The following is a 15,706-nucleotide window of genomic DNA, read 5'->3' as shown; positions in this document are numbered from 1 at the left end:
GGGCCGTATCCGCGGCCGTGATGAGGAGAGCCATCATGCATATCCAGTTTGCCGAGTTGCCGGTGTTCGACCAGGACCGCGCCAAGGCGTTTTACATCGACAAGCTCGGATGCCAGGCGATTGCCGACCAGCCGATGGGCGACGGCGGTTGGCGCTGGGTCGAGCTGGCATTGCCTCTGGCGGTCACCAATTTGCACTTCATCAGGCGGCCAGACGATGCGCCGAGCGCGGAGCCGGTGCTTGTTCTGGTCGACGACGATGTCGAGGCCACAGTCTCCGCGCTGAAGGCGCGGGGCGTCGAGATCGTCACCGGGCCGCAGGAAGCACCCTGGGAGCCCGGGCGCACCATCGCTGAATTCCGCGACAGCGAAGGCAACCGGATGGTGCTGGCCAACCGGTAGCGACAGGCATAGAGCCTGGCATCGGCTGCCTGGCAGGATCGAGTACAAAGCCCCTCTCCTTATTTGATCAGCGCGCCGCGCTCATCGCGTCGATCAGGGAAACGATCGTCTCGTCGCCTGCCGTTTGCGGTTGCATCCGGCCACTCGCCAGTTCGACGGAGAGCCTGCACAAGGCGGAGTTGACGGGCGTCGCCATGCCATGCAGCCGCCCGAGAAGGACGATCTCGCCATTGAGGAAGTCCGTTTCGAGGGAGCCGGTTCCCCGCACGATGCTCTGCAGCGTCGAGGAGCCGACCCGAGCGCGGCCCGGGACGGCGCTGATGGTCAGTTCTTCGCGCGCCATCGCGTCGGTCTTGTCCCAGCCGATCCCTGCGCCGGTCAGCACCGCCTCGGCCTCAGTGCGCGCCTTGGCATACCATTTCTGCTGAAGCCGGATTTCCCCAAGAGCCGCGTCGATGATGTTGCGCAGGTTGGCCAGCAGCTTGCGATACTTGCTGCTCATCACATTGTCCCTGGGGTCGACGATGAAGCCGGATGCGCTGAGAACCCCGGCGAGTTTCTCGACCGTGTCGTCGATTCCGGAAGGATAGCGGCCGATGTCGAAGGCGCCGATCTTGGGCGCGAAATACGCCGCGACTTGACCCGGCGTGTCGTAATCGGCTGGCAGCATGACGGTCGCGCCGTAGACATTGGCGAAGAAACGCAAGGCGAACGCCTCGTTGGCAACGCCGTTCTGGAAGCAGAACACTGGCTGTCCCGCCACGCCGGCGGCGTTGAGCCGTTGCAGCGCGCCCAGCGTATCGGGGGTCTTCATCGTCAGGAAGACGACATCGTCCGGCTTGAACGAAATCTCGGCCGGATCGGCATGGACGGGAAAGCGCGCGGTTCTTGTATCTTGCGGGGTGGAAAGCGTCAGCCCCGCAGTACGAATGGCGTCGAGCTGCCGGCCGCGGGCAATGCCTGCGACCTCGTATCCGGCAAAACTCAGCTGCGCCGCGATGGCGCCGCCGACCGCGCCGATGCCATAGACGATGATCCGCATGCTATTCCCGTCGTGATTGGAGTTGGGACTTCGGTGGACAACAATTGACCGAAAAAGCCTACAGCCTTGTCGCCGAGCCGGCGATCACCCAAGTTCTCCATTCACGCAATCGTGGCCGCCGCTGCTCGTCCGGCGCTCCTGCCGGAAAAAATGCAGCCGCCGAGGAACGTGCCTTCCAGCGCCGCATAGCCATGCACGCCGCCGCCGCCGAAGCCGGCCACCTCGCCCACCGCATAGAGTCCCGGCACCGGCTGCCCGGCGGTGTCGAGCACGCGGCTGTCGAGATCGGTCTGCAGGCCGCCCAGCGTCTTGCGGGTCAGGATGTTGAGCCGCACCGCGATCAGCGGGCCGTTTGCCGGGTCGAGCATCTTGTGCGGCTTTGCCGTGCGGATCAGCCTGTCGCCGAGATAGGCGCGGGCGCCGCGCAACGCGGTGATCTGCATGTCTTTCGAGAACGGGTTGTCGAGCTGCATGTCGCGGGCGCGGATCTCGCGCTCGACCTGCGCCACCTCCAGCAGCGGCTCGCCGCCGGCCAGCGCGTTCATGCGCGCGACGAGCTTCGAAAGGTCAGCCTCGACGATGAAATCCTCGCCCTTTTCCATGAAGGCTTTCACCGGCCCTGGAATGCCGCTCGTTGCGCGGCCGAGCACCTGGCGCCAGCTCTTGTTCGTCAGGTCCGGATTCTGCTCGGAGCCCGACAGTGCGAACTCCTTCTGGATGATTTTCCTGGTCAGGATGAACCAGGAATAGTCGAAGCCGGTATGCATGATGTGGCTGAGCGTGCCCAGCGTGTCGAAACCCGGATAAAGCGGCACCGGCAACCGCTTGCCGCGCGCGTCGAGCCAGATCGAGGACGGCCCGGGCAGGATGCGGATCGCGTGATCGGTCCAGATCGGCGCCCAGTTCTTGATGCCCTCGACATAGTGCCACATGCGGTCGCGGTTGATGATCGAACCGCCGGCAGCCTCGGTGATCCCCAGCATGCGCCCGTCGACATGGTCCGGCACGCCGGTGATCATCCGCCTGGGGGCAGTCCCCAGCCGCTCGGGCCAGTTCCTGCGGACCAGCTCGTGATTGGCGCCGATGCCGCCGGACGCGACGATGACGGCCTGCGCGTGGAGCTCGAAATCGCCGGCCACGCCGCGTGAACTCTTGCGGCCGCGCTCGACGCTGCTCGCCTCGAGCACATCTCCGCGTACGCCGGTGACGGTATTGCCGGTCCGGATGATCTCGTTGACCCGGTGGCGGAACTTGAACTGGATGAGCCCGCGCTTCTGCGCTTCACGCACCCGCAGGACGAAGGGTTCGAGCACGCCGGGGCCGGTGCCCCAGGTAATATGAAAACGCGGCACCGAATTGCCGTGGCCGACGGCATTGCCGCCGCCGCGTTCGGCCCAGCCGACAACGGGAAAGAACTTCATGCCGCGCTCCAGCAGCCAGGAGCGTTTCTCGCCGGCGGCGAAGCCGACATAGGCCTCAGCCCATTTGCGTGGCCAGAAATCCTCCGGACGGTCGAAGGCGGCGGTGCCCATCCAGTCCGCCAGCGCCAGCTCATGCGAATCGCGGATGCGCATGCGTCGCTGCTCCGGCGAATCGACCAGGAAGATGCCGCCGAACGACCAGAAGGCCTGGCCGCCCAGCGATTGCTCCGGCTCCTGGTCGACGATGATGATCTTCTTGCCGGCGTCAGTCAGTTCGACGGCTGCGACCAGCCCGGCAAGGCCGGCGCCGACAATGATCACGTCCGCGTCGTCAGCCATGGTTCCTCCCAGGATTAGCCGGCTATTTTAATGCAAAAGCTCAGACATTCTCCCAGCCCTCTTTGTCGCCGGCGCGGAAGATGGCGTCGATGACCTTCTGGTTCAGCACCGATTCTTCCAGTGTGAAAACGCGGTCCTTGCCGCCAAGTGCCGCGCGCACGAAAGTCTCGCATTCGAGCCGGTATTGCTGCGTGCCGGGGAAGCGGAACACTTGCGCCTCGGTGTGGCTCTGGTTGTGCAGTTCGATGCGGTGGTGCTCGTAGAGCCCGGCATTGAACGGGCCTAAGACCTCGATGAAACCCTTCTCCCCGTGGAATACCATCACCTGGCGCGCCGCCATCTGCGTCGACAGATAGAACGACAATTCGAAGTCGCCGAAATCGGCGCGGATCGAGGAATAGATGTCGGTGCCGAAAGTTTTGTCGCGCTCGATTGTGGCCTGCACGCGCAACGGCTCCTTGCCGGTCGAGAACCGCGTCGACACCGTCGGATAGACGCCGATATCGGGCAATGCGCCGCCGCCGAGATCGAGCTGGTTGCGCATGTTCTTGGGGTCGACATTGTAATAGGAAAACGCGCCTTGGACATGACGCAACCGGCCGATGGCGCCGCTGGCGATGAGATCGCGCACCTTGATCCATTGCGGATGGTAGACGACCATGAACGCCTCGCAGACCAGCACCTTCTTTTCGTCGCGCAGCTTGATCAGAGGCGGGATGTCCTTGGCGTCGAGCGCCAGCGGCTTCTCGACCAGCACGTGCTTTCCCGCCTCGATCGCTTTTGCCGTCCACTCGATATGCTGCGAGGTCGGCAGCGGGATGTAGACGCCGTCGACATCCTTGGAGGCGAGCAGCTCTTCATAGGAGCCGAAGGCATGGCGGGCGCCGAAACGCTCGCCCAGCGCCTTGGCCTTCGACAGATCGCGGCTGGCGATCGCCGAAAGCACGCCGTTTTCCGACTCCACGATCGCGGGCAAAAGCTGCTCGCGGCCGATCTTGGCCGTCGACAAAACACCCCATCGGAACATCACGCTTCTCCCTATCGATTACAGGCGACGAGGTTTGCCCGAAATCGATGGAAAAGCCAATTGGTGACTGACGCCAGTTCCCGGCCCACGCAGTGGGGAGACGAAGCTGAATCCTCGTTCTTCCGAGGTAGCCTTTGCGGTGCTCTCCGCAGATGAGGGGCAGCGCCAATGGCTGCAAGTTGCGGGCAACGCTAAGGCGATGGTTCTACCGCGCGCTACCCTGTTACCCTAAAGAAATCCACGAACGCCCTGAGCGCCGGCCGCATCTGGCGGCGGCTGGGATAATAGACGAAGAAACCGTCGAAGGGCGGGCACCAGTCTTCCAGCACGCGGATCAGCCGGCCGTCGGTGAGCGGCGCGCGCACATAATCCTCGAAGACAAAGGCGAGCCCGGCGCCGTCGACCGCTGCCTGGGCGATCAGATGGTCCTCGTCGAGGATCAGCGGCCCTTCGACGGCGATCTCGATCTCCTCGCCATCTTTCTCGAACTCCCAACGGTAGAGAATGCCGCTGGAAAAACGGAAGCGGATGCAGCTGTGATCGGCAAGCTCGCGTGGATGGCGCGGTCTCGGCATCGCCTCGAAATAGGACGGCGCGCCGACCACCGCGCCGCGGATGTCGGGCCCGATGCGCACTGCGATCATGTCGCGCTGCAGGCTCTCGCCGAGCCGTACGCCGGCATCGAAGCCGCCTTCGACCACGTCGGTGAAGCGATCCTCGATGACGATCTCCAGAACGATCTCGGGGAAGGCCGCGGCAAACGCGCCGAGGCGCGGCGTCAGCACCAGGTGCGCGGCGGTGCGCGGCACACTGAGCCTGAGATTGCCGGCCGGCCGGTCGCGCGCCTCGACCGCTGTCTCCAGCGCGAGGTCGATTTCGGAAAGCGCCGGACGCAGGCGCTCCAGCAGCTGCGCGCCTTCCTCGGTCGGGGCGACGCTGCGCGTGCTGCGAGCGAGAAGCCGCACACCGAGCCGCGCTTCGAGGCTCGACACAGCATGGCTCACCGCCGAGGGCGCGATGCCCAATTCGCGCGCCGCACCCCGGAAGCTGGCACATTGGGCGACCGTGGCGAGCACGGCCAACTGGGAAAGGTTCGTTCGGTTCATTGATCTATTTCAGAGAACAAGCCGTGCAAAAGAAACATGATTATCGAACGCATGGCAAGGCGCTATCTCATGTCCATCGCAACAAGGAGACGCACCATGAAAACCCGCAAACTCGGTACCGAACTCGAGGTCTTCCCCGTCGGCCTCGGCTGCATGGGCATGAGCTTCGGCTATGGCGGCCAGCCGGAAGCCGAAGCGATTGCCACGCTGCGCCGCGCCGTCGAGATCGGCGTGACGTTTTTCGACACGGCCGAGGTCTATGGGCCCTATGAGAACGAGATTCTGCTCGGCAAGGCGCTGAAGCCGCTGCGCGACAAGGTGACGATCGCCACCAAATTCGGCTTCAAGATTTCCGAGCAAGGTTCTGGCACCGACCGCATGGTCGGCGTCGACAGCCGCCCGGAACACGTCAAGGCGGTGGCGGAAGCCTCGCTGAAGCGGTTGAACACTGACGTGATCGATCTTTACTACCAGCACCGCGTCGATCCGAACGTGCCGATCGAGGACACGGTTGGCGCCATGGCCGAACTGGTGCGCGAGGGCAAGGTGCGGGCTTTGGGCCTGTCGGAAGTCAGCGGCGCGACCCTGCGTCGAGCCCATGCCGTGCATCCGATCGCGGCCGTGCAGAGCGAATACTCGCTGTGGAGCCGGGACCCCGAAGACGAGGTATTCGATGTCTGCCGCGAACTCGGCATCGGCTTCGTCCCTTACAGCCCGCTCGGCCGCGGCCTGCTCACCGGCACCATCGCCAAGCCGGAAGCCTTGAGCGACGACGACTGGCGCCGCACCTTGCCGCGCTTCCAGGCCGAGGCGATGGCAGCCAACAACGCCGTCATCGCGGTGCTCGAAAAGATGGCCGCACAAAAGGGTGTGACGTCTGCACAACTGGCGCTCGCCTGGGTGCTGCACCAGGGCGATTTCATCGTGCCGATCCCCGGCGCGAGGAAGATACGCCACCTGGAGCAGAACACGGCGGCGGCTGGGATTGAGCTCAGTGCTTCGGAAGTAGCGGCGATCGGCGATGCGCTATCGCCGGACAAGGTTGTCGGCAAACGCTATACGGAGGAACTGCTGGCGCTTGTGAATGGGTAGACGCTTCAGCATCCGCTCGCTTTGAGACGCTGGCGCGAGGCCCCCCTCTCTGTCCTGCCGGACATCTCCCCCTCAAGGGGGGAGATCAGCAGTTTTGGCGCCCCGCCCCTCTTTCAACGTTGGTAGTTGGCGAAAGCGGAGGTGACGGCCAATCTCCCCCCTTGAGGGGGAGATGTCCGGCAGGACAGAGAGGGGGGCCTCGCGCCTACTTATCTTATCTCTATGCCTCTACCACGCCACCACCTCAATCTCCGGCCAGTACTCCCGCGCCCGCTTCCCCTTCGTCTCATGCGTCCGCTGGTTGTCCAGCACCCGGTTCGGCGTGATGCGGAACGAAAAAAGATCATCGAGCCCGAACGGCGCCACCAACTCCAACGCTCCGCCGCGGCCATACCGAACCCCAACCGCATGGGTCTTCGAGGCAAAATAGCTGACGGATTGGCTTGAGCTTGTGTAGCGCGGGCATTCCTGCCCGAATTTCACCGGATACCACAAATGCACCCGCGCCTGGTTGCGCACCTCGACCGGCAGCGCCAGCCCCTCGAAATGCTGCGCTGCCTGGCGAATGACGGCGTCCTCGGCCTCATAGGAAAGGTCGGCGCCATCGAAATAGAACAGGTCGACATCCTTGATGCCGTAGCCCGGCGGCTTGCCGGTCAGATGGTTCCAGACGCTGTTGTAGAGCGCGCCGGAAACCACCAGCCAGTCCGGCAGCGCAAGTTCCCGCACCCGCGCCAACGTCTCAGCAAGCAGCGGGTCGGCCGCGACGATGGCCAGGAACGCCGCGCGCTGATCGTCGAAGGGAAGGCCGGAATAGCGGAGATGGCTCATCGCCCATTTGGAGGGCGATTCGCCGTCACTCTGCAATGCTTCAGGTTCTCAGCACGCCGTCCGTCTGCTTGTTGACGTTCTCGACGATGCGCTTTGCCAGCGCCTCGAAATCCTCGTCGGTCAGCGTCTTTTCGACCGGCTGTATCGACACTTCGATGGCGATCGACTTTTTGGCCTCGCCGAGCGACGCGCCTTCGAAGACGTCGAACACCGAAACGCCGGTGACCAGCTTCTTGTCGGCGGCAAGGGCTGCGCGCACCAGCGCGCCGGCCTCGACCGACTTGTCGACGACGAAAGCAAAATCGCGCTTCACCGCCTGGAGCGGCGACAGGTCAAGCCTTGGCTTGGTTCGCGTCGGCTTGGCCTTCGGCTCCGGCACGGCGTCGACATAGACCTCGAAGCCGCACAGCGGACCGGAGACGTCGAGCACTTCCAGCGTCCTCGGATGAAACTCGCCAAAGGTGCCGAGCACGGTCTTCGGCCCGAGCTTGATCGTGCCGGAGCGTCCGGGATGGTACCAGGCCGGGCCGCCGGGCTCGATCTGCAGCCGGTCGACCGGCGCGCCGCAGGCTTCGAGCGCTGCGATCGCGTCGGCCTTGGCATCGAACACACCGACCGGACCGGCATTGCCGGCCCAGCTGCGGCCCGAACCGTCGAGCTTGGCGGTGCCGCGCCGCACGCCGGCGGCAACGCGCCGCTGCTCTTCGGGCGCGGCGCCCTCATAGGTGCCCGAAACCTCGAACAGCGCCACGTCGCCGATGCCGCGGTCGGCATTGCGTTGGACGGCACTGATCAGGCCAGGCAGCAGCGAGGGCCGCATGTCGGACATGTCGGCCGCGATCGGGTTGGCGAGCTTCAGCGCGGTCTGGCCGCCGCCGAACAGCTCGGCGTGCCTGGCCGGAATGAACGACCAGGTGACCGCCTCCATCATGCCGCGCACGGCCAGCGCGCGCTTGGTCGTGCGGGTGCGCACCTGCAGCGTGGTCAGGATCTTGCCGTTGACCGCGTCATGCGAGGTCAGCGGCTGCGGCGCGATGTTGTCGACGCCATGAATGCGCATCACCTCTTCGACAAGGTCGGCCTTGCCGTCGACATCCGGCCGCCAGGACGGCACCTTGACCTTGACCACCTCGCCCGAACCCTGCGGCTCGAAGCCGAGCCGGGTCAGGATGTCGAGCGCTTCGGCCTTCGGCACCTCGATGCCGGTCAACCGCTTCACTTCCGAGAGCGGGAAGGAGACGATCTTCGGTTTGTGCCCGGCATAGCCGGCGACTTCGATCTCCGACGGCGTGCCGCCGCAGAAATCGAGCACCAGCTTGGTTGCGAGCTCGACGCCCGGCACCATGAATTCGGGGTCGACGCCGCGCTCGAAGCGGTAGCGCGCATCGGTGATAATGCCGAGCGCGCGGCCGGTGCGGGCCGTGGCGATCGGATCCCAGAGCGCGGATTCGATCAGCACGTCGGTGGTGTTCTCGTCGCATCCCGAATGCTCGCCGCCCATGATGCCGGCGATCGACTCGACGCCATTGTCGTCGGCGATCACGCACATCTCCGGTGTAAGCGTGTATTCGCGCCCGTCCAGCGCCAGCACCTTCTCGCCGTCCCTGGCGCGGCGTACCACGAGGTTGCCGGCGACCTTCCCGGCATCGAACACATGCAGCGGGCGGCCGCGGTCGAAGGTGACGTAGTTGGTGATGTCGACCAGCGCGCTGATCGGACGCAAGCCGATGGCGATCAGCCGCTGCTGCAGCCATTTCGGCGACGGGCCGTTCTTGACCCCCTTCACCAGCGCCAGCGCGAAGCCGGGGCAGAGTTCCGGCGCCTCGATCGTGACCTTGACCGGGGAGAGGCCATTGCCGGCATGCGGCATGATCCCACCGCCGGTGAGCCGGCCGAGCCCGCTTGCCGCGAGATCGCGCGCAATGCCGTAGATGCTGGTGGCGTCGGGGCGATTGGGGGTCAGATTGATCTCGATGACCGGGTCGTCGAGATGCGCGTAGGTCGCGAAGCTGGTGCCGACCGGCGCGTCTTCGGGCAGATCGATGATGCCGTTATGCTCGTCGGAGATTTCCAGCTCGCGCTCCGAGCACATCATGCCGTGGCTTTCGACGCCGCGGATCTTGCCGACCGATAGCGTCACGTCGATGCCCGGCACATAAGTGCCGGGCGCCGCGAAAGCGCCGATCAGGCCCGCGCGGGCGTTAGGCGCGCCGCACACGACCTGCACCGGCGGCTTGCCGTCGCCGGTGTCGACGGTCAGCACCCGCAGCCGGTCGGCGTCGGGATGCTGCACGGCGGTCAGCACCTTGGCGATGACGAACGGCTTCAGGCCGGCCTTGTCGTCGACATGCTCGACTTCGAGGCCGATCGCCGTCAACCGCTCGACGATCTCGGCAAGCGAGGCGTCGGTCTCGAGATGGTCCTTGAGCCAGGAGAGGGTGAACTTCATCACTTTGTTCCGTTTTGTCTGTACCCGTCCGGTCTTTGCGCATCGGGCCGGGGCACGCTTGTCTTCAAATGGCGCGGCAGGTCGTCGGGCATGTGCAGGAAAGGCAGCTGCTCGCGCACATAGGCATGCATGGTCGGCCGGAAATAGGCCGGCATGTCCATGGCGCCGAGCATGAAATAGATGTGGTCTTCAAGCCGCTCGTCGACATAGGCGATCGGCGAACCGCAAATGCCGCAGAACGAGCGCGTCACCGGCCCGTTCTCGTACATCTTCAGCGCCTTGCCGGTGAAAGCCACCTGCTCGGTCAGAAAGCCGACAAAGGCCGACACCGGCGCGCCGCTGGCCCGCCGGCAATCGCCGCAATGGCAATAGCTGATGTGGTGCGGCTCGGCCGAGGCTTCGAACCGCACGGCACCGCAACGGCAGCCGCCGGTGTGTGGCGCCGTCATGCCGACAGGCCTCCGAACAGCGTCGGCAGGTCGAGCGGGCGGAAGCCGTAATGCGACAGCCAGCGCACATCCGCGTCGAAGAAGGCGCGCAGGTCCGGCATGCCGTATTTCAGCATGGCGATGCGGTCGATGCCCATGCCCCAGGCAAAGCCCTGATATTCGTCGGGATCGAGCCCGCCGGCGCGCAGCACATTGGGATGCACCATGCCGCAGCCGAGGATCTCCATCCAGTCGGAGCCTTCGCCGAAGCGCACTTCGCCCGGACGCGAGCGGTCGCACTGGATGTCGACCTCGAGGCTCGGCTCCGTGAACGGGAAGTAGGACGGCCGGAAGCGCATCTTGACCTGCGGCACCTCGAAGAAGGCCTTGCAGAACTCCTCCAGCACCCACTTCATGTTGGCGACATTGGCCGACTTGTCGATCACCAGGCCCTCGACCTGATGGAACATCGGCGAGTGCGTGGCATCCGAATCCTGCCGGTACGTCTTGCCGGGGATGACGATGCGGATCGGCGGCTTCTGTTTCTCCATGGTGCGGATCTGCACGGGCGAGGTGTGCGTGCGCAAAAGCTTGCGCTCGCCCTTTTCGTCCGGCTGGAAGAAGAAGGTGTCGTGCATCTCGCGCGCCGGATGTCCCTCGGGGAAATTCAGGGCCGTGAAGTTGTAATAATCGGTCTCGATATCCGGACCTTCGGCGATGGCGAAGCCGAGATCGCCGAAGATCGCCGCGATCTCGTCGATCACCTGGCTGATCGGATGGATGCGGCCACGCTCGGCCGGCGACTGGCGCACCGGCAACGTGACGTCGACCTTTTCGGCCGCAAGCCGCGCCGCGATCGCCACGTCCTTCAGTTCCGCTTTGCGCGCGGTGAGCGCTTCAGTAACCCGGTTCTTCAGGCCGTTGATCGCCGGGCCCTTGATCTGGCGTTCCTCGGCGGTCATCGCGCCCAGTGTCTTCAGCATCTCGGACACGGTGCCTTTCTTGCCGAAGGCCGCAATGCGCACCGCTTCGATCGATGCCTCGTCGCCTGCCGAAGCTATGTCGGCCATCAGGGAGTTTTCGAGAGTTTCCATGTCACTCATGTTTCGGACCGTTGGGCATAAGAAAAACCCGCGCCAGCCGTGCCAGCGCGGGTTCCCCAAATCAGATATTGAATAGCTTGGGAAGCGCTGGCTTAGGCGACAGCGCTCTCAAAAGCATTCGGCGTGGTGTTCTTCAAATATTCGAGCGCGACCTTGGCCCTGGTGACCAGGGCGGCGAAAGCCTGCGGCTCGTGGATGGCCATGTCGGACAGGATCTTGCGATCGATCTCGATGCCGGCCTTGTTGAGACCGTCGATGAAGCGGCCATAGGTCAGGCCGTGCTCGTGAGTCGCCGCGTTGATGCGCTGGATCCACAGCGCGCGGAACGAGCGCTTGCGGTTCTTGCGGTCGCGATAGGCGTACTGCAGCGACTTTTCCACCGCCTGCTTGGCGATGCGGATGGTGTTCTTGCGACGGCCGTAGAAGCCCTTGGCGGCTTTCAGGACCTTCTTGTGCTTGGCGTGCGAGGTGACGCCTCTTTTTACGCGTGCCATGTCATGATCTCCTTAAAACGCTGTTCCGGACCGAATGCTCAGAGGCCGTTCGGCAGAAAATTCTTGATGACCTTCTTGCCATCCGGTTCAGCCAGAACCATCGTGCCGCGGGCATTTCGAATGAACTTGTTGGAACGCTTGATCATGCCGTGACGCTTGCCGGCCGCAGCCGACAGAACTTTACCCGTACCTGTGATCTTGAACCGCTTCTTGGCGGCCGATTTGGTCTTCATCTTGGGCATTTTGCTACTCCGTATTGGTGGCGCACAATCGCGCTTCTTTTCTCGCTTCGGGCTGACCAAAGCCCGAAAAGCAAATGAAACCGCCACGGCATGCCCTGCCGGGCGGTTTTCTTGGAACGCGGTCCTATAGATCAAACAAGGCGCGCGCGCAACACCTCAAGCCGTGCGGCGCTATGTCCTCTGTCAGGGTAGCGTGAACCACACCGGCAACATGCCGGTCAGCTGCGCGCCGTCGATCAGTTCGAAGGCCGGCAGCGCCACCAGGAACACCAGCCCATCGAGCAGCGTGGTGAGCAAAAGGCGCGGCTTGAAACTGCCGGTATCGCCTTCCTCGTAGAGCGAGAGCTTGGGGAAGAAGCGCGGCACCTTGGCCAGATAAGCCGCGTAAGGGGCGCCCAGCACTTCCTTGAGGTATTTCTCCTCGCGCAGGATGACGATGTGGAAGGCGCCGGCGCAAAGCACGGTGAACAGGATGATGCCGCTGAACGAGCCGATCTGCGCGCCGACGCCGGCGGCGGCCACGGTGGAGAACAGATAAAGCGGGTTGCGGGTGATCGAATAAGGCCCCCCGGTGACCACTTCGGAGGATTTTCGGCCGCCGATATAAAGCGTCGACCAAAGCCGCCCGATAATGCCGAGGAAGATCAACAGCACGCCGAACATCTCGATCGATTCATGCACCGGCGTGTCGGGCGGAAAAGTCGACTGGCCGAACAGCAGCGCGCAAAACAGCACCACGACCAGCACCGCGAGCACGATCCGGCGCATATGCTGGTAGCCGCCCAGCCCTTTCAGCGGGTTGGCGGGTGGGGCCTTTACTTCATCGACCATGTCCAATCCGATCGTGGCGTTTTGCTCGCGATCGGGAAGCCCGATCGTCGGCGATCGGATTTAAAGCAGGCGCCCCGCCGATCGTCGGGACGCCGTGCCCGGCAATTCGGGCGGATTTTAGAGCAAATGCAATAGGGGCCGGCAGCTCTCGAAACCGTGATAGACGCGACGCGTTGGCGGCCGCGCCTCAGCGCGGTGCCAGCACCATCATCATCTGGCGGCCTTCGAGCTTGGGCTCGGCCTCGACCTTGGCGATCGTCGTCGTTTCCTCGCGCACTTTGTTCAGAAGCTGCATGCCGAGCTCCATATGCGCCATCTCGCGGCCACGGAAGCGCAGCGTCAGCTTGACCTTGTCGCCTTCCTCGAAGAAGCGCCGCACGGCCTTCATCTTGGTTTCGTAGTCGTGGTCGTCGATGTTCGGGCGCATCTTGATCTCCTTGATCTCGATGACCTTCTGGTTCTTGCGCGCTTCGGCCGCCTTCTTCTGGTTGGCGTATTTCAGCTTGCCGAGATCGAGGATCTTGACGACCGGCGGCACCGCATTGGGCGATATCTCGACAAGATCGAGCCCGGCCTCTTCGGCCAGCAGCAGTGCGTCGTTGATGGAAACATCGCCGCGGTTCTGGCCTTCGGCGTCGATGAGCTGGACCCGGGGAACCCGGATGTCTCGGTTGGAGCGCGGGCCGTCTTTGGTGGGCGCCGCTGCTTTAAAAGGTCTGCGAATGGTCGTGGTCTCCTCGGCCGTTTCGTTCAGGGTTCAGTAAATTCAAATCGCTGGACGCGCCTATGTGGTGAGCGCGGGGCGTGAGTCAATAGCATAGGCTTTGCGGAAAATCACCTGTCCGCTTGCTCTTACTTGTGCCAAGCAAAGAAACGCCGCGAGCACTTTTCGTTGAACCACGGCCTGTGCCAAAAGACCGGTGGAAAAGGAAAAGGTCATGGCCGCCAGCGCCCCGGTTTTCATCGATGTGGACGGATCGAGCATCGCCGTCAGGCAGACGCCGGGCGCGGCGCCCGGCGTGGTCTGGCTGGGCGGCTACAAGTCCGACATGCTGGGCACGAAAGCCGAGACGCTTGCCGTCTGGGCCGACGGTGAAGGCCGCGCCTATCTGCGCCACGACTATTCGGGCCATGGCGAGTCGGGCGGCGACTTCGCCGACGGCACCATTTCGGCATGGCTGGCGCAAAGCCTGGCCGTCTTTCGGCGTTTTTCCAAGGGCAAGCAGATCCTGGTCGGCTCCTCGATGGGCGCCTGGATTGCCCTGCGCATGGTGCAGGAATTGCGCAAGGCCGGCGACGATCGCGTTGCCGGCCTGGTCCTGCTGGCGCCAGCGCCGGATTTCACCGTCGAGTTGATCGAACCGGCCCTGACCGACGCGCAACGCCACGATCTGCAGGAAAAGGGCTTCTTCGGCGAGCCGTCCGACTATTCCGACCAGCCCTATATCTACACCCGCGCGTTGATCGAGGACGGCCGGGTCAACCGGGTGATGACCGGGCCGATCGACACCCATTGCCCGGTGCATATCCTGCAAGGTCTCGCCGATCCGGACGTGCCGTCCGGCCACGCGCTGAAGCTCGCCGCGCTGCTGCCGGCCGACGACGTCACGCTGTCGCTGATCCCCGATGGCGATCATCGCCTGTCGCGTCCCGAGGATCTCGACATGCTCAAGCGCGCGGTCGGCGACATGATCAGCCGGGTCGCCTGACCAATGCGCGTTTCCATTCCGATATCCGCCTTCGTCGCGGCCATCGTCGGTTTCGGCAGCACGCTTGCCATTGTCATTGCCGCCGCCAAGGCGGTCGGCGCGACGCAGATCGAGACCGCAAGCGGCGTGACGGCAATCTGCCTGGCGATGGCGATCGAATGCCTGTGGCTGTCCTGGCGCACGAAAATGCCGGTTATCACCGCCTGGTCGACGCCTGGCCTGGCGCTGGTTGCTGCCTCCAGCGGCTTCACGATGCCTGAAGCCGTCGGCGCCTTCATCGTCACCGGCATCCTTTTGGTCGCCACTGGCCTGTTCAAGCCGTTGACCAGGCTGATGGCGCGGATACCGGCCTCCGTCGCCTCCGGCATGCTGGCCGGCATCGTCGTCACCTTCGCCATCAATGCGGTCAAAACCGTTCCAGCCGATCCCTGGCTCATCCTGCCGCTGATCGCGGCCTTTTTCATCATCCGCCTGGTTAATCCGTCGCTGTCGGTGCTGGCGGTCCTGGTCGGAGGCGGCCTCGCCGCTTTCCTCACCGGCCGTGTCGGCAGCCTGCCGGCGCCGGAACTCTCGACGCTGACGCTGATTGTGCCGCAATTCACCGTCTCGGCCGTCATCGGCCTGGCGGTCCCGCTCTACCTCGTCACCATGGCTTCGCAGAACCTCTCGGGCCTCGCCGTGCTGCGCGCGGCTGGCTACGATCCGGAACCTGGACCGCTGATCGGCGTCACCGGCCTGTTTTCGCTGCTGTCGGCGCCGTTCGGCGCCGGGACCACCAATCTGGCGGCGATCTCGGCGGCGATCTGCACCGGCCCCGACGTGCATCCCGATCCCGCCGAGCGCTGGAAGACGGGTCCGTTCTATGCCCTGGCCTACCTGGTCTTCGCCATCTTCGGCGCTTCGCTGGTGGCGATCTTCGCCGTCCTGCCGCAGAGCCTGATTGCGCTGGTCGCCGGGCTGGCACTGACGGCGTCTTTGGCCAATGCGCTTGCCATTGCGCTCAGGGATGAGGGCGAGCGCATGCCAGCCACTGTCACCTTCGCCGTCACGGCTTCCGGCCTCACGCTGTTCGGCGTCGGCGCGGCTTTCTGGGGCCTGGTCGCCGGCATGGCCGTGCTTTTCCTCGACAGGCTCAAAAAGCGATAATCATTTCAGGTGCTTCGCCGGTTTTGGCCGGATTTGGCTTGAATC

16 protein-coding genes are annotated in these 15,706 nt (G+C 64.2%); 4 read left to right on the top strand and 12 right to left on the bottom strand.

Annotated features, from left to right (window positions below; genetic code table 11):
- The first annotated feature begins 35 nt into the window (after positions 1-35).
- A complete protein-coding gene (locus AB6802_RS03635; protein ID WP_371008637.1) occupies positions 36-401 on the top strand; it encodes a VOC family protein in 366 nt (121 codons plus the stop codon).
- 67 nt (positions 402-468) lie between these two features.
- Here AB6802_RS03635 and AB6802_RS03630 read toward each other — a convergent pair whose 3' ends face one another.
- The 4 genes from AB6802_RS03630 to AB6802_RS03615 form a co-directional block, all read right to left on the bottom strand.
- Positions 469-1,443 carry a ketopantoate reductase family protein gene (locus AB6802_RS03630; RefSeq protein ID WP_371008636.1) on the bottom strand — a complete coding sequence of 325 codons (975 nt, stop codon included), beginning with the start codon at positions 1,441-1,443 and terminating at the stop codon, positions 469-471.
- Between the two features lie 101 nt (positions 1,444-1,544).
- On the bottom strand, positions 1,545-3,203 hold the full coding sequence (locus AB6802_RS03625) for an FAD-binding dehydrogenase (RefSeq protein WP_371008635.1): 1,659 nt from the start codon (positions 3,201-3,203) through the stop codon (positions 1,545-1,547).
- A 40-nt stretch (positions 3,204-3,243) separates the two neighbouring features.
- Positions 3,244-4,230 carry a Gfo/Idh/MocA family protein gene (locus AB6802_RS03620; protein ID WP_371008634.1) on the bottom strand — a complete coding sequence of 329 codons (987 nt, stop codon included), beginning with the start codon at positions 4,228-4,230 and terminating at the stop codon, positions 3,244-3,246.
- A 215-nt stretch (positions 4,231-4,445) separates the two neighbouring features.
- Positions 4,446-5,336: a LysR family transcriptional regulator gene (locus tag AB6802_RS03615; RefSeq protein WP_371008633.1), complete on the bottom strand. Its 891-nt coding sequence runs from the start codon at positions 5,334-5,336 to the stop codon at positions 4,446-4,448.
- 96 nt (positions 5,337-5,432) lie between these two features.
- Between AB6802_RS03615 and AB6802_RS03610 the strand changes: the two genes are divergently transcribed.
- Positions 5,433-6,428 (top strand): aldo/keto reductase, encoded by a 996-nt coding sequence (locus AB6802_RS03610; RefSeq protein WP_371008632.1) that lies wholly within the window; start codon positions 5,433-5,435, stop codon positions 6,426-6,428.
- Between the two features lie 228 nt (positions 6,429-6,656).
- Here the strand turns inward: AB6802_RS03610 and AB6802_RS03605 are convergent, their stop codons facing one another.
- The 8 genes from AB6802_RS03605 to infC all read right to left on the bottom strand — a co-directional run bounded on the left by AB6802_RS03605 (position 6,657) and on the right by infC (position 13,530).
- Complete coding sequence (locus AB6802_RS03605) at positions 6,657-7,259, bottom strand: nucleotidyltransferase family protein (protein ID WP_371008631.1); 603 nt, start codon at positions 7,257-7,259, stop codon at positions 6,657-6,659.
- Between the two features lie 40 nt (positions 7,260-7,299).
- On the bottom strand, positions 7,300-9,708 hold the full coding sequence (pheT, locus tag AB6802_RS03600) for a phenylalanine--tRNA ligase subunit beta (RefSeq protein WP_371008630.1): 2,409 nt from the start codon (positions 9,706-9,708) through the stop codon (positions 7,300-7,302).
- Entirely contained in the window at positions 9,708-10,157 is a 450-nt protein-coding gene (locus AB6802_RS03595) for a GFA family protein (RefSeq protein WP_371008629.1), read from the bottom strand. Before AB6802_RS03595 ends, pheT begins: the two co-directional genes overlap by 1 nt.
- Positions 10,154-11,239, bottom strand: coding sequence for a phenylalanine--tRNA ligase subunit alpha (pheS, locus tag AB6802_RS03590; RefSeq protein ID WP_371008628.1), 1,086 nt, complete (start codon positions 11,237-11,239; stop codon positions 10,154-10,156). Before pheS ends, AB6802_RS03595 begins: the two co-directional genes overlap by 4 nt.
- 92 nt (positions 11,240-11,331) lie before the next feature.
- A complete protein-coding gene (rplT, locus tag AB6802_RS03585) occupies positions 11,332-11,733 on the bottom strand; it encodes a 50S ribosomal protein L20 (protein ID WP_371008627.1) in 402 nt (133 codons plus the stop codon).
- Between the two features lie 38 nt (positions 11,734-11,771).
- Positions 11,772-11,975, bottom strand: coding sequence for a 50S ribosomal protein L35 (gene rpmI, locus AB6802_RS03580; RefSeq protein ID WP_006201248.1), 204 nt, complete (start codon positions 11,973-11,975; stop codon positions 11,772-11,774).
- A 183-nt stretch (positions 11,976-12,158) separates the two neighbouring features.
- Positions 12,159-12,806, bottom strand: a complete 648-nt coding sequence (locus AB6802_RS03575; RefSeq protein ID WP_371008626.1) for an isoprenylcysteine carboxylmethyltransferase family protein — start codon at positions 12,804-12,806, stop codon at positions 12,159-12,161.
- 187 nt (positions 12,807-12,993) lie between these two features.
- Positions 12,994-13,530, bottom strand: coding sequence for a translation initiation factor IF-3 (gene infC / locus AB6802_RS03570; protein ID WP_371008779.1), 537 nt, complete (start codon positions 13,528-13,530; stop codon positions 12,994-12,996).
- A 214-nt stretch (positions 13,531-13,744) separates the two neighbouring features.
- Between infC and AB6802_RS03565 the strand changes: the two genes are divergently transcribed.
- Together AB6802_RS03565 and AB6802_RS03560 are read left to right on the top strand one after the other, a co-directional pair.
- Positions 13,745-14,515 (top strand): alpha/beta hydrolase, encoded by a 771-nt coding sequence (locus AB6802_RS03565; RefSeq protein ID WP_371008625.1) that lies wholly within the window; start codon positions 13,745-13,747, stop codon positions 14,513-14,515.
- Between the two features lie 3 nt (positions 14,516-14,518).
- Positions 14,519-15,661 (top strand): benzoate/H(+) symporter BenE family transporter, encoded by a 1,143-nt coding sequence (locus tag AB6802_RS03560; RefSeq protein WP_371008624.1) that lies wholly within the window; start codon positions 14,519-14,521, stop codon positions 15,659-15,661.
- Positions 15,662-15,706: the final 45 nt, after the last annotated feature.

It is taken from the genome of Mesorhizobium sp. RCC_202, from assembly GCF_041355295.1.
GTDB lineage: Bacteria > Pseudomonadota > Alphaproteobacteria > Rhizobiales > Rhizobiaceae > Mesorhizobium.
The sequence above is the reverse complement of the archived record's forward strand: the minus strand, read 5'-3'. Positions and strand labels throughout refer to the sequence as shown.